General features: G+C 68.6%; 7 protein-coding genes. 3 read left to right on the forward strand and 4 right to left on the reverse strand.

Annotated elements, in window-relative coordinates; genetic code table 11:
* Positions 1 to 182: 182 nt before the first annotated feature.
* Complete coding sequence (locus tag VN461_15305) at positions 183 to 1,826, forward strand: tetratricopeptide repeat protein (protein HXB56145.1); 1,644 nt, start codon at positions 183 to 185, stop codon at positions 1,824 to 1,826.
* Positions 1,827 to 1,896: 70 nt separating this feature from the next.
* On the opposite strand, the gene VN461_15310 is transcribed toward VN461_15305, so the two are convergent.
* A complete protein-coding gene (locus VN461_15310; protein HXB56146.1) occupies positions 1,897 to 4,581 on the reverse strand; it encodes a GH116 family glycosyl hydrolase in 2,685 nt (894 codons plus the stop codon).
* Between the two features lie 348 nt (positions 4,582 to 4,929).
* Here VN461_15310 and VN461_15315 point away from each other — a divergent pair, with 348 nt between their 5' ends.
* The gene (locus VN461_15315; GenBank protein ID HXB56147.1) at positions 4,930 to 8,319 is read left to right on the forward strand and encodes a TonB-dependent receptor; all 3,390 of its coding nucleotides are present in this window, start codon (positions 4,930 to 4,932) and stop codon (positions 8,317 to 8,319) included.
* 92 nt (positions 8,320 to 8,411) lie between these two features.
* Here the strand turns inward: VN461_15315 and VN461_15320 are convergent, their stop codons facing one another.
* Positions 8,412 to 10,007, reverse strand: a complete 1,596-nt coding sequence (locus VN461_15320; GenBank protein ID HXB56148.1) for a trehalase family glycosidase — start codon at positions 10,005 to 10,007, stop codon at positions 8,412 to 8,414.
* 151 nt (positions 10,008 to 10,158) lie between these two features.
* Here VN461_15320 and VN461_15325 point away from each other — a divergent pair, with 151 nt between their 5' ends.
* Positions 10,159 to 12,519 (forward strand): hypothetical protein, encoded by a 2,361-nt coding sequence (locus tag VN461_15325; protein HXB56149.1) that lies wholly within the window; start codon positions 10,159 to 10,161, stop codon positions 12,517 to 12,519.
* Here the strand turns inward: VN461_15325 and VN461_15330 are convergent.
* Both VN461_15330 and VN461_15335 read right to left on the reverse strand, forming a co-directional pair.
* Positions 12,516 to 13,085 (reverse strand): hypothetical protein, encoded by a 570-nt coding sequence (locus VN461_15330; GenBank protein ID HXB56150.1) that lies wholly within the window; start codon positions 13,083 to 13,085, stop codon positions 12,516 to 12,518. The genes VN461_15325 and VN461_15330 overlap by 4 nt on opposite strands.
* The gene (locus tag VN461_15335; GenBank protein ID HXB56151.1) at positions 13,082 to 13,462 is read right to left on the reverse strand and encodes a hypothetical protein; all 381 of its coding nucleotides are present in this window, start codon (positions 13,460 to 13,462) and stop codon (positions 13,082 to 13,084) included. The genes VN461_15330 and VN461_15335 overlap by 4 nt, the downstream gene beginning before the upstream one ends.
* Between the last annotated feature and the right edge of the window lie 51 nt (positions 13,463 to 13,513).

Consider the following 13,513-nt stretch of genomic DNA (forward strand, 5'->3'; position numbering starts at 1 on the left):
CGCAAAGGCGGACGCGATCGAGGTGCGCTGGCCCAGCGGTCAGACCGACCGGCTCCAGGACGTCGTGGGCCGCCGGGTGGTGACGATCCGGGAGGGCGCGAACCCCTGAGCCCTCTGGGCCCCGACCGGCTTCCTCGCCCCTTCGAGCCCGCGATGCCGGCCTCGGGATGCGGGATCCGACCATGATCCGCGTGGTGGGGGTGGTCATGGCCGCCGCCGTCCTGACCGCCGCGGGGGAGAGGGGAGGAGCGTCCGCAGGCCCGCCTCCCCGCGAGGCCTCCCCCGCGTACGTGGGCAACCAGGCCTGCCTGGCCTGCCACCATTCCATCCAGCAGAGCTACTCCCGCACCGCGATGGCGCGCACGAGCGGTCCCGCGCTCCCGAACCTGATCGAGGGATCGTTCCGGCATGCTCCCTCGGGGGTGGAGTACCGGATCTTCAAGGAGGACGACCGCGCTCTTCTTTCCTACTCACGGTCCTACGACCCCAACCTGAGGGGGACGCAGCTCCTCAAGTACTACGTGGGCTCGAATACCCGGGGCCGCACGTTCCTCTTCCAGATCGACGGTTTCCTCTACCAGGCTCCCCTCAATTACTACGCGGAGAGGAAGCTCTGGGACATGTCGCCCGGATACGAGAAGCTCACGGAGATGGAGCTCAACCACTCCGTGACGCCCAGCTGCCTCTTCTGCCACGCCAGCGGCGTTCAGCCGCAAGTGCGGGGGACCGTGAATCGATTCGGCGGAGACGTGTTCCGGCAGGACGGAGTGGGTTGCGAGCGCTGCCATGGGCCCGGGGGCGACCACGTGAAGGGCAAGGGCTCGATGGTCAATCCGGCCAAACTGACGGGTGAACTCCGGGACGGGGTCTGCTTGCAGTGCCATCTCGAGGGGCAGGCGGAGATCCTGAAGCCGGGGAGAAGGCGGGAGGACTACCGGCCGGGGGAGAGGCTCTCCGACTACGTCACCACCTTCGTGGTCGCGGACGCGGCCCGAGGCGGGTTGGGAGCGGTGAGCCACGTGGAGTCGCTCGAAGAGAGCGTCTGCAAGGCCAAGAGCGGCGACGCCCTGTCCTGCACCACCTGTCACGATCCGCACCGGCCGCCGAATCCCGCCGAGAAGGCCGGCTACTACCGGGCCAAGTGTCTGGGCTGCCACCTGGCCATGGCGGAGCGACACCATCAGGAGCAGCCGGACTGCACCGCGTGCCACATGCCGCGCCGGGAGAGCGCGGATGTTGGGCATACGGTGGTGACCGATCACCGGATTCTGAGAAAGGCGACCCATGAGGAGCGGGAGCCCTGGGCTCCGGGTCGGCGGCTGGTCCCCTTCGGTAACGCGCGAAGCGACCCGCGGGATCTTGGGTTGGCGTACGCCGAGGTCGCGGAGCGAGGGGATGAGTTTGCCAGGGCCGAGGCACTCCGGCTCCTGGAACAGGTCCGCCCGCGGTATCCCGCCGATCCCGCCCTGCTGACCCGGTTGGGCTATCTCTACCAGATGCGCGGGGACCTGGCGCCGGCGGCGAGCTCCTACGAGCAGGCCCTGGCCGCAGATCCCGACCGGGCGGTCGCGGCCGCGAACCTGGGGGTGATCTACGCGACCCGCGGCCAGCTCAACTTGTCCCTCCCCCTCTGGAAGAGCGCCTTCGAGAGCAACCCCCAACTCAGCGACCTCGGCCTGAATCTGAGCCGGGCCTTGTGCGCTGCCGGCGACGCGAGTGGCGCCCGGGAGGTGCTGGAGCGCGTGATCCGACACAACCCCGACTTGGGGGCCGCCCGGCGGCTGCGCGCGGACCTCACCGCGGGCGGAAAGTGCGGTGGTCCCTGAGTTCGGCCCGCTCGGGCGGCGGCCCGGTCCCCCGTCTCCCTCCGTCCCCCGCTGCCCCTGCTCCTGGTTCCTAGCCGCCGTCCCTGAGGGGCAGGCGGACGTCGCGTCGGACGTACCGGTCGGAAGGCCCCTCGAACGCCACGCGCAGCGCCCAATCGCGGCCGGCCTTCTCGAGCGTGACGCCCTCCACCGCTCCTGGTCGGCGGGGGGTGCGCAGGAAGAGGGCGTAGGTGTGCCCGCCCAGGCCCTCGAGGGAGAGGCTGAGGGCGGAGCCCTCGGCCCGTGCCCGCAAGACGCGCAGCCCCTGGCTCCGCGCTCCGGGCGCCGCTGCCTCGGCCCGCATGTAGACGTCGGTGCCTTCGTCGTAGGCAAAGACGATCTCGGTCGTCTCCGCGCCGTCCACGACGACCTCGGCCCGCTGCACGTCCCCCGACCGGGACCGCGCGAACCGCGCCGACCGGCCGTTCACCGCGACCGAGCGCACGGTGGCGTCGAGGGGGAACGACGGCGCCACCACCAGCCGAGGAAGGGGAGCCGGGCTCGAGCGGTCCTGGCGCCTTATCGTGATCGTCTCCCGGCCGGAGGTGCGGAGAAGCTTGAGCTCGAATCGGGACTCGCCCACGGCCAGGCTGCGCACCGTCACCCGATCCCAGTCCGCGGGGAGCTGGGGCGCGAAACGGAGGACGCGGCCGCCCCCTCCCGCCTCCAAGCCGAGCAGGCCGCGGAGGATGGGGGTCACCACCATCGCCTCCGACCAGACTTGGTGGTGGGAGGAGCGGCCGAAGGGCGTGTCGAAGTCCCCCGACAGAAGCTCGGTCACATAGCCGAGCGCGCTACGAGAGCGGAGGAGGGCGTTCGCCATCAGGGCCTGTAGGCCCACGTGCGGCCGACCGTACCCGTAGGCGGCCATGGCCGTCCAGCCCGTGAACAGGGGCCAGACCGAGCCGTAGTGGTAGGAGAGCGGATCGTAGAGCTCGCTGCGGCTGGAGAGGAGGCGCGCTCCCCAGTCGGTCGCGATGGCCCCCGCGCCGAGGTGGTCGATCTCCGACTGGCCGCGGCCGTCCTCGAGGAGGTGCCACCACAGGGGGACCGCCGGGAGGACGGTGTCTTCGTCCACGAAGCGGCCCCGGGCCAAGGCCTCCATTCTGGCCTGGCGTCGCTCGCGGTCCGGTCCCGGCTCGGCCACAGGTGGCTTGCCGGTGGGGAGCACGGTCGCGAAGCCGTAAAAGCCGCGGCCCTCCAGCCAGTACGTCCTCTCCGTAGCGGCGCGGGTGCGCTCGGCGGCGGCCCGCGCCTCCTCGGCCAGGCTCGATTGGCCCATCGCCTCCGCCATCTCGGCCAGGCTCCGCGCGGCCTCCATGAACACGCCCTGCATGTAAATTTCCTCGTGCGGCGGATAGAGCGCTCCCCCCTCCACCCATCCGTGGCCGAAGCGGGTGTTCTCGACCAAGCCGTTGCCGTCGGTGTCGGTGCCGGCGGAGAAGCGCCAGGCTTTTAGGATCGACTCCCAGCTCGCCTTGAGGAAATCGCGGTCCCCGGTCGCGCGCCAGTAGTCGGCGTGGGCCGCCACGTAGAGCGGGGTGGCGTCCGCGCTGTTCCAGGGGTAGGGGTAGTCCGTGAACCAGGGGACCAGGGAGGCGCTCTGGGAGACCTCGTGCGGGATCTTCCCGTCCGCGCGCTGGTATGTCTTGAGGAAGGAGAGGGCGGTGCGGGTGGCCGCAAAGTCGCCGCAAGCGTCCAGGGCGAAGGCCGTCCAGAGCGCGTCCCGTCCGAAGAACCAGGCGTAACCGGGCCGTTCGCTGTCACCGGAAGTGCGGTAGCCGGCGACAAGCCCGGTTCCCAAGAGCGGGTTGGTGGCCATCCCCTTGTCCAGGCCGACCTTGGCCCAGGCGAAGGACTCGTCGAGGCGCGCGTCCGGAGTGGCGAGGGACACCGTCTGATCCTGCAGGTCCCGGTAGTGGGAGACGTTGCGGTCATAGAGCTTGGCCACCGAGCCGAGCAGACGGTCATAGTTGGCGATGGCCGCCGCTCGCCCTTCCACGCTCGCCGCCATCGCGATCGGAATGAAGCCGGAGCTCCTCCCTTCCCCCGGCGCCTCGATCACGAAGCGGGTGGGAACGTCGCGCGGCTCCTCCTGGTAGGGCATGACGGACACGTCCCGAGCCGTGGGGGAGCCGACGACGGCCGCGAAGCGCTTGCTCTCCTCCGTCAAGTAGTAGGCGTGGACCTTCCCATCCCATTCGAGGTTGGGCGTCATCAGGCCCCCCGGCCACATGAGCCGCAGCCGGGGGCGGAAGGAGGCGGTAATGGTCATGGGCAAGGTGCTTTCCACGTCCAGAAGCATCAAGATCCCGGGCTCTTCCAGGGGAGCGAAGATCACTTGCCGGATTGTGAAGGCCGCGTGGGCGTAGGTGAGCACCGTGGCCTCGGGCCGCACGGCGATGCCGGCCATGACCTCGCCGCCGTCGATCTCTAGCGGGTAGTCCCGCAAGCGGAACGAAAGGTGAAAGTCGTCCAGCAGCTTCAGAGGGTATACCCAGGATTCAAGGGTTTGACCTTCGTGACCGAGAACCGCGGACCGCCGGCCCACGACGCTGAAAAAGCGACCCGCCTGCACGGGTTGCTCGAGCTCTAGCCCGCTCTTGATCAGGGGGAAGCGGGCGACGGAATCGGCCTCCGGACGGGCCGGGGCAGGCGCGGCAAGCGCGATCAAAGAGCCGCCGATCAGGCAGATGAGGGTGCATCCCTTCGGCACGCAATACCTCCTTGTGGGCGGGGGCAGGGTAGGACGCTGGGCCGACCTCGTCAAGCGACACTTTCTTAAGGACCGTCAATAAGTGCCTGAGGGGCCTGAAAAAAGGGCTTGACGCCCCGACGCCACCGAAGTAGCATCCGCGAACAAATTACGCTTCATTGAAGAAACTTTATGCAATCCGGCCTGGGTGCCGCCCGCGGGACGCTCAAGCACAGCTCACCTGGTCCTGGCTCCGAGGGAGCGACTGCCTCGTGGTCCGACGAGAGCTCACGCCTTTGCCGAATCGCATCGAGATTGAACAAGTTCCTGAAAAATGGGGCCGACCGAGACCCTGAAGGGGGTTGGGTTATGACGTTGTTCCGACGGTTTTCTGTAGTGGCCTTCCGGTCCTTGACCGGGGGAGCGCTGGCGGGCCTCGTCCTCGCCTTGACCTTCACGCCCAGGCCCGCGATGGCCCAGGCCGTCTACGGCAGCATTGCGGGCACGGTGATCGACAGCACCGGTGCCGCGGTGCCGGGCGCAGCCGTGACCGTCACGAGCGTCGAACGCAAGAGCGTGGACGCCGTGCAGACGAACGCGACCGGGAATTACGTTAAGGACCGCCTGCTGCCCGGCCGCTACGAGGTCAAGGCCGAGCTGGCCGGTTTCAAAGCCAAGGTGGTTTCCTCGGTCAACGTCAGCATCGACACCCAGACCAAAGTGGACTTCCGTCTCGAGCTCGGCGAGGTGTCCGAGACCGTCACCGTCAACGCGGCCGAAGGCCAGCTCTTGAAGACCGATCGCGCCGACGTGGCCACGACCTTCGAGACCAAGCAGCTCACCGAGTTGCCGGTTCTGGACCGGAACTTCACGAAGTTCGTCCTGCTCACGCCGGGGACGCAGAAGCAGGTCTGGCAGCACGCGGCCAGCGAGAACCCGCAGGGCTCGACCCAGACCATTGTCAACGGCCAGACCTTCAGCGGCACCGGCTGGCAGCTCGATGGGACCGACAATCGCGACGTCATCCTGGGCATCGTTGTCGTGAACCCGACCCTGGAGTCCATCGGCGAGACTAAGATCACCTCCCAGAACTACGACGCCGAGTTCGGTCAGGCCATCGCCGGGGTCGTCTCGGTGCAGACCAAGTCCGGCACCAACACCTTCCACGGCAGCGCTTTCGACTTCCACCGGACCGACGGGTTGCAGGCCCGCGATCCCTTCTCGCAGTCCCAGCCCGACCCGCTGACCGGGAAGTTCATCGCCACCACCAAGACGGACCAGTTCGGAGCCTCGCTCGGGGGCCCGATCGTGAAGAACAACTTCTTCTTCTTCGCTGACTACGAGGGCTCTCGCGACACGGTGGGCGGCTCGCAGCTCACCACGGTTCCCACTGCGGCGGCCCGCGCCGGCGATCTCTCCGCGTATGGCGTGAATATCTATGATCCCCTGACCGGAGATCCCTCGAGCCGCCTGCAGTTCCCGGGCAACGTCATCCCGAGCGGTCGCCTGTCTCCCCAGGCCTTGGCGGTCCTCGGTCTGATCCCGCTCCCCAACCGGCCGGGGCTGATCAACAACTATGTGGGCTCCGGCTCGGAGACCTTCAATGCCGACCACTTCGACGTCCGCTTGGACGACCGCGTCAGCGACCGGGTGAACCTGTTCGGCCGCTACAGCTACGCTACCTACACGCGCAACGGGCCCCAGGTCTTCGGCGCGGGCGGGGGCCACGAGCTGGTCTCGCTGGGCGGGGCCTCGAAGTCCCATGATCACAGCGTGGCCGCGGGGTTCGACTACACGATCAGCCCCACTACGGTGCTGGACGTGCGCTTCGGCTTCTACCAGTACTTCGTGAATGTGCTGCCCAACGACTTCGGCACGAACCCCGCGCTCTCCGCTGGCATCCCTGGCCTGAACAACGCGAGCGACCCCTTCACGAGCGGCCTGCCCTTCTTCGAGATCAACAACAACCAGGGCTTCAGCTCCCCGACCAGCATGCGGTTCGGGTCCGGTCTCGACGCGGGTCGATGCAACTGCCCGCTGGAGGAAGACGAGAAGCAGTTCCAGGTGGTCTCCAACCTCACCAAGGTATTTGGCAACCACACGATCAAGTTCGGCTTCGACATCCGGCATGCCACCAACCTGCGCGTACCGAGCGACGCCCATCGGTCCGGTCAGCTCTACTTCCAGGGCCCGGGCACGGAGGGGCCGAACGGAGGCGGCCTGGGTCTGGCCACCTTCCTATTGGGGGACGTCTCGTCCTTCCAGCGGTATGTGAGCACCAGCACAAATGCTGAAGAGCTGCAGTGGCGCCATTTCTATTATGCGCAGGACACCTGGCGCGCCACCCCCAAGTTGACGCTGAACTACGGCGTTCGGCTCGACATCTTCAACCCCCAGACCGTCAACGCGCCCGGCAACGGCGGATGGCTCGACATCAACACCGGCGAGATACGGGTGGGTGGGGAAGGCGGGATCGACCTCGCCGGGAACGTCAAGAACAAGCTGAACTTCGCCCCCCGCCTTGGCATCGCCTACGAGCTCGACAAGAAGACCGTCATCCGGGGCGGCTACGGCCGCAGCTACGATACCGGCGTGTTCGGGTCTATTTTCGGGCACGCCGTCACCCAGAACCTGCCCGTGCTCCAGGAGCAGCAACTGAACCCACCGAACAACTTCAACTCCGTCTTCAACCTGGGCCAGGGCCCCTCCGCCCCCGTTTTTGTCTCTCCCGGGGCGAACGGGAGGTTCGCGCTCCCGAACGGCGTCTTCGCACGGCTTCTGCCGGACACCCAGCACGTACCCCGGGTTGACGCCTGGAACATTACTTTGCAGCGGCAACTATCGGACACGGTATCCGCAGAGATCGCCTACGTGGGGAACCACGGGGAGGGCTTCTTCGGCGACAACCCGGCCGCGGGCTTCAACAACGCGGTGCTCACCGGCTTCCCGGCCCTGAACACGAACCAGCGCCGGCCCTTCTACAATGCCTTCGGCTGGACCCAGGGTATCGACTATTTCTGCAACTGCGCGACCAACAAGTACAACTCGCTCCAGGCCAAGATCACCAAGCGCTTCTCGGACGGCCTCTCCCTCCTCGCCCACTACACCTTCCAGAAGGCTTACAACCACAACGGGGACTTCTTCATCGATCAGGCGGTCAGCTACGGCCCCGCGGACTTCGGCCGCAACCACAACTTCGTCCTCTCCGCGATCGCGGAGCTGCCTTTCGGGAAGGGCAAGAAATGGGCGAGCGACGCCACCGGCGCCCTGGACGCGGTCATCGGCGGCTGGCAGTTCAACACCAACGTGGTGATCCAGAGCGGCATTCCCTACAACGTCACCTACAACAACGCGGGCTCCGACCGAGACACCGGACCCAACTACCCGAACCTCATCGGCGATCCGAGCGGGCCGGGCACCAAGGACCAGTGGTTCAACGCCATCCCCATCGGTTCGTCGGGCAGCGCCTTCGCGCGGCCAGCCGCGGGGACCTTCGGCAACCTGGGCCGGAACGCGCTCATCGGGCCGGGCTTCTGGCAGGTGGACGCTTCCCTCTTCAAGCACTTCAAGCTCGGGGGAGATACCCGGCTGGAGTTCCGCGCGGAGGTCGTCAACCTGTTCAACCACGTGAACCTGGGCCAGCCCGACGGCAACGTGGGCGTGCCCGGCAACGACAACCCCGACGCGGGGCACATCACGTCTACGGCTGCCCAGTACCAGCCGCGCCAGGTCCAGTTCGCCATCCGGGTTCAGTTCTGATGGCCTGACGTTCGCACGGCTTTCCGTACGTCCGCGGAGGAGGGGCTCACACCGGGCCCCTCCTCCTTTTCCTTTCCGGAAAGACCGCGAGCTCAGGGGGCGGGAGCTGGTGTCCCGTTCAGCCCGGCCAGGAGCTCGAGCACGGCCCCGTTCGTCCAGCCGAACCCGACCTGGTTGGCGCTGTAGCCGAAGCGGATGCCGGCCGCGATGTCGGACGTGCAGCGGCGCACGTCGTATTTCTCGACGATGGTGCCGTGCTCTTGGAAGTCCTTGGCCACGAGGGCGACGAACTTGCGGGCCAGGCGGTCAGCGTCATCCTTGTAGCCGTAGCGACGGAGGCCCTCTACCGCGATCATCTGCAGGGGAGCCCAGCCAAAGGGGGCGTCCCACTGGTTCCCGGTCTCGACCGTGCTCGTGAGGAGGCCGCCGGGGGCCTCGAAGAGGGGGAGGTTCTTCAAGACCCGGACCGCCTGTTCGGGGGAGGCCAGGCCCGCCCAGAGCGGGTAGAACGTGGTCGCGAAGGGATACGTGCGTCGCCGGGCGGCCTTGAAGCTGTAGTCGAAATAAAGGCCCGCCTCAGAGTCCCAAAGGTAGCGGTCGATCGCCGTCCGGCGCGCTGCCGCCCGCGCTCGCCACTCGCTTTCCGCCCGCGCGTCCCCCAGAATCCGGCTGATCTCCGCCCCGTCTTCCTCCATCCGGAAGAGCAGCACGTTGAGGCAGACGGGGGCGTAGTGGATGATGTCCACGCTGAAGGGCCCGAAGCGGTTGGAGGGATCGAAGCCGGACTCCCGCATGGAGCGGTCCCCCTTGTAGAAGAGTTCGGTGAGGCGGTCCGCCTTGCGGTCGTAGAAGAGCGAGGGGTCGTAGTCCGGCACCGGATGCTCGCGGTAGAACTCGCGCACGCGGTCGTAATGGGTGCGCCCCTGTGCGTCGCGCTCGTCGCTCTCCGCTTCCGGGGCCGGCCCCTCCCCGAGGTCGTAGTAGCGCGAGAGGCCGAGGCCGGGAATGAGGTGGGGCTCGGTGGTCCAGAAGCGGTAGTACTTCTCGAGGGCGGGGAGGGTGGCGCGGAGCCAGGCCTGGTCGTGGGTGACCGCGAAGACGCCCAGGATCATGCGCGTAAGGAAGGGCGGCTGGGAGCGGGTGAGATAGTAGGTCCGGTTGGCGTTCAGGAGCGTGCCGTAGTTCTCGATCTCGTAGACGAAATTGTCGGTCAGGTCCCGGGCCCGTTCCCCCTCCCCGTCCCGGAGCAGTCCCACCTGGATGAAGTAGCTGTCCCAGCCGTACATCTCGTTGAAACGGCCGCCCGGCACCACGTACGGGAGGGGCAGATAGAGCAGGCCATGCTCTTTCAGCTGGCGGAGGTCGGGGGGGAGCGTGCGCAGCTCGATTCGGGACATCTCCTCCGCGGTGAGCCGGCCGCGCAGGTCACGTTCGACCCGGGCGCGGTCCTCGCGCGCGGAGACGTAGACCGGCCAGGGCTGCCCGGGGCCCCGCTTCATCTTGGGATCGGGGGCGGCCGCGGTGAGATCCCGGTTGGAGCGCGAGAGCGTGGTCCAGGCCTTCTTGATGTAGGAGCGGAGCTCGCGGAGCGTCTCCGGGGACGGGAACTCAGGAGGGGCGGCCCCGAGGACGGCGACGCTTGCAGCCAGGACCAAGAGGCCCTGACCTACCTTGCTCTTTGCTTTCATAACCGTTAGCCTTCCCGGCGGCGCAAGGAGCCACCTGCAAAGCGCTTAGAAGAGTGCAGCGGGAGTCTACCATGGCCGTTCGATCCGACCGCCGGCGCGCCGCCTCGCCCTCGAATCGCGGATCCCTCCCGGCCAGCGCCCTCCCGACCGAATGAGCCGGGGCCGGGCCTTCCTCGGGGTCTCGCTGGTCAGCGCCTGCGTCCTCATCCTCCAGCTGGCCCTCACCCGCCTGTTCTCCGCCACCATGTACTACCACTTCGCCTTCATGGCGATTTCCCTCGCCCTTCTCGGCTCCGCCGCGAGCGGGGTGGCGGTCTACCTCTTGGGGCCCCGGGCCGACGTGTTTGCCGCCGGGCGTTCCCTCTCCCTCGCCTCCCTCCTCTTCGCCTTGAGCACCGTCCTCGCTCTCCTCGTGATCCTGGCCAACCCGCTCGTGCCCGGAGAACCCGGCTCCAGCACCCTCGTTCGTCTGGCCAGCATCTACGGAGCCAGCGCGCTGCCCTTCTTCTTTGCGGGAGGAGCGGTGACCCTGGCCATCCGCAACTTCGCGGCGGAGATGAGCCGCCTCTACCTCTACGACCTGGGGGGGGCGGCCGCCGGCTGCCTCCTCTTCATCCCCGTCCTGGACAGCCTGGGGGGTGTGAACACCCTGCTCGCGATCGCGGTGGGGGGGGCGGCGACGGCGGCCATCTTCGAGAGCGGGGGCGCGGGCGGGCGCGTCTATCGGGGGATTCTGGGGCTCGCGGGGCTGGGGCTCGCGGGCCTCCTCGCCCACAACCTCGCCACCGGCCGCCTCGACGTGCGCCGGGCCAAGGGCTTGTCCGAGGCGGAGAATGTGATCTTCGCCAAATGGAACTCGTTCTCCCGCGTCACGGTGTGGGGGAGCCTGGAGGACGCCAGCCTTCTCATCATGATCGACGCCGACGCGGGGACCCTGATCCTGAAGGACGCGGGCGAGCCCCGCCGCCACCGCTACCTGGCGGACCGGGTGGAGTCGCTGGCCTATCACCTGAAGCCGGGGGCGGAGGCCCTCATCATGGGGGCGGGGGGCGGCATCGACGTGGCCACGGCGAGGCTCTTCTGGGCCCACGCCATCACGGCCGTGGAGGTGAACCCCATCGTGGCCCGGGACGTCATGTCCGGGGAGCCGTTCCGCAGCTACGCGGGCGACATCTACGGGCAGCCAAGGGTGAGGCTAGTGGTAGACGAGGCTCGCAGCTTCCTCCGCCGTGCGCCCGCGTCCTACGACGTCATCCAGGCCACCATGGTCGACACCTGGGCCGCCACCGCGGCGGGCGCCTTCGCCCTCACCGAGAACAACCTCTACACGGTGGAGGCCTTCAAGGACTACGCCGCGCACCTCTCCCGCGACGGCCTCTTGAGCGTCACCCGTTGGCACCTCGAGCCTCCCGACCAGCTTCTGCGGCTGGTCACGCTCACCCGGGCCATGATGAGCGAGCTCGGCCTCGAGGATCCCCCCCGCCACGTCGTGATCGTGCGGGGCACGCCGGAGGCGGGGAGCGGGCGGGCTCCTGCGACCTTCCTCTTCAAGAAGAGCCGCTTCACAGACGGGGAGGTGCGCACGATCGAGGCCCTGGCCGCGCGCAATGACTTCCGGATCCTCTACACCCCGCTCACCCGGCCCCCCAACGACTTCACCCGCCTGCTGGAGGCGGCGGACCCCGCCGTGGTGTGGCGATCCCTGGCGAGCGACGTGGCCCCCACCCGCGACAACAGCCCTTTCTTCTTCCAGACCGTGCGCGCCTCCCACCTGGGGGAGGCCCTGCGCGCGCAGGGGGAGTGGCGCAAGACAAACCTCGGCACCTTGGTCCTCTTCGGCCTCCTCGGCCTCACCACCGCCCTCACCCTCCTCTTCATCTTGGGCCCCCTCGCCCTCGCCCGCGGCCGCCTGCGGGGCACCCCCGCCGGAGGAGAGCTCTCCCGCCTGGGCTACTTCACCTGTTTGGGGACGGGCTTCATCCTGGTCGAGGTAGCGCTCGTGCAGAAATGCATCCTCTTCCTGGGCCCCCCCGCCTACGCCCTCACCGTGGTGCTGTTCTCGCTGCTGGCCTGGAGCGCGGTCGGCAGCTGGCTGAGCGGGCGCATCCGCCCCGAGCAACTGCGTCCGCGCCTCCCTCTGATTCTGGGGGGGACGGCCCTGCTCATCGCGGCGGCGGCGCTCGGCCTATCGCCGGCTTTCTATGCCCTCGTGCATCTCGACCGCGCGCTCCGGATTGCCGTCACCGTCACCCTCTTGGCCCCCCTGGGGATTGCGATGGGTATGCCCCTGCCCGCCGGCGTCCGCATCCTGGCCCGGGAGGCGCCGGAGATCATCCCCTGGGCATGGGGCGTGAACGGAGCCGCGTCCGTCATGGGGTCGGTGGCGGCCCTGGTCGTGGCTCTCTTGGCGGGCTTCGACCAGGCGCTGCTCCTGGGAGCCGCCTTCTACCTGTTGGCCATCCCGGGGTTGGGACGGAGCGCTCCCCGCGTGGACCCCTCGCCCGGCTCCTAGGGCCGGACCGTGTCGAGGGTGATCGAGACGCCCCTCGCGCCCGGCGCCACTTTGTTGGCGAAACCCTCGACGTCGCCCGGGGCGGCGACCGCGTCGCCGCTCCGGGAGAGGCGGGCGGTGACGTCGAAGGGCCCCGTGAAGGGAGTGCCCTCCACCATGACGTCGGCCGCGGAGATCTCGAATGCATGAGGGAAGCGGACGTTTTCCTCCCGCCGTACGGCGACCACGCCGTTGGTTTCGTGGTTGCGGGCGATGATGTAGAGCACACCGAAAGGGGGCCCGCCCATGAGCTTCGGGGCCAGCCTCAGGGTCCCGGACACGGAGCCCGGGGGGGGCTGCCCTCCCGCGAGGGCAGGCGCGGGCGCTCCTCCGCCCAGGGGAGGATGGCCCGGAGGAAGGGCCTCGTCCGCGGGCGGAAGGGACGGCGCCGGGTCGTCGTGCGACGTGAGGGGCCGCAGACGGTCGGGTTCCGGGGTCGGGGATGGCCGGGGGGCGGGGGAGGGGCCGCAGGCGCCGAGGCCTCCGGCCAGGCTCAGGGCCAGGACGGACACAAACAGGGGTCTCACGTCTCGCCCCCAGGGTCGGCCGTTCCCGGACGGGCGAGCAGCTCCGGCAGCTTCTGAACGAAGGCGCTGCGAGCGAGGACGCGCGTGCAGCCCGCGGCCTGGGCCGCGCGGGCGCGTTCGCCATGCACGTGGCTGAAGAAGCCCACCACCGGGACCCCGGCAAGGCCAGGGTCGGACCGCAAGGCGGCGAGGGCCTCGGTCGCGGGCAGGCGAGGGCTGTCCAGGTCCATGAGGACCACCTGGGGCGGGGGTGAGCACGCCTCCCGGAGTTGGGCGAGCGTGCGCACGCCGTGGACCTCCAGGCCCAGGGCCCGGGCCGCCTCCTTGACCCGGCTCAGGAACATGAGGTCATCCATGAAGGCAATCACCGGCGGCATGGTCGCAGTATAGGGCAGGGTCGGCGCGCCCCAAAGAACGTGCTTGACTTC

The sequence above is a fragment of the Vicinamibacteria bacterium genome (assembly GCA_035570235.1).
GTDB lineage: Bacteria > Acidobacteriota > Vicinamibacteria > Fen-336 > Fen-336 > DATMML01.

What these genes read in the sequence shown, in the direction of transcription:
- VN461_15305 (HXB56145.1), top strand. Translation starts at nt 183, where the DNA reads ATGATCCGCGTGGTGGGGGTGGTCATGGCCGCCGCCGTCCTGACCGCC.
- VN461_15315 (HXB56147.1), top strand. Translation starts at nt 4,930, where the DNA reads ATGACGTTGTTCCGACGGTTTTCTGTAGTGGCCTTCCGGTCCTTGACC.
- VN461_15320 (HXB56148.1), bottom strand. Translation starts at nt 10,007, where the DNA reads ATGAAAGCAAAGAGCAAGGTAGGTCAGGGCCTCTTGGTCCTGGCTGCA.
- VN461_15325 (HXB56149.1), top strand. Translation starts at nt 10,159, where the DNA reads ATGAGCCGGGGCCGGGCCTTCCTCGGGGTCTCGCTGGTCAGCGCCTGC.
- VN461_15335 (HXB56151.1), bottom strand. Translation starts at nt 13,462, where the DNA reads ATGCCGCCGGTGATTGCCTTCATGGATGACCTCATGTTCCTGAGCCGG.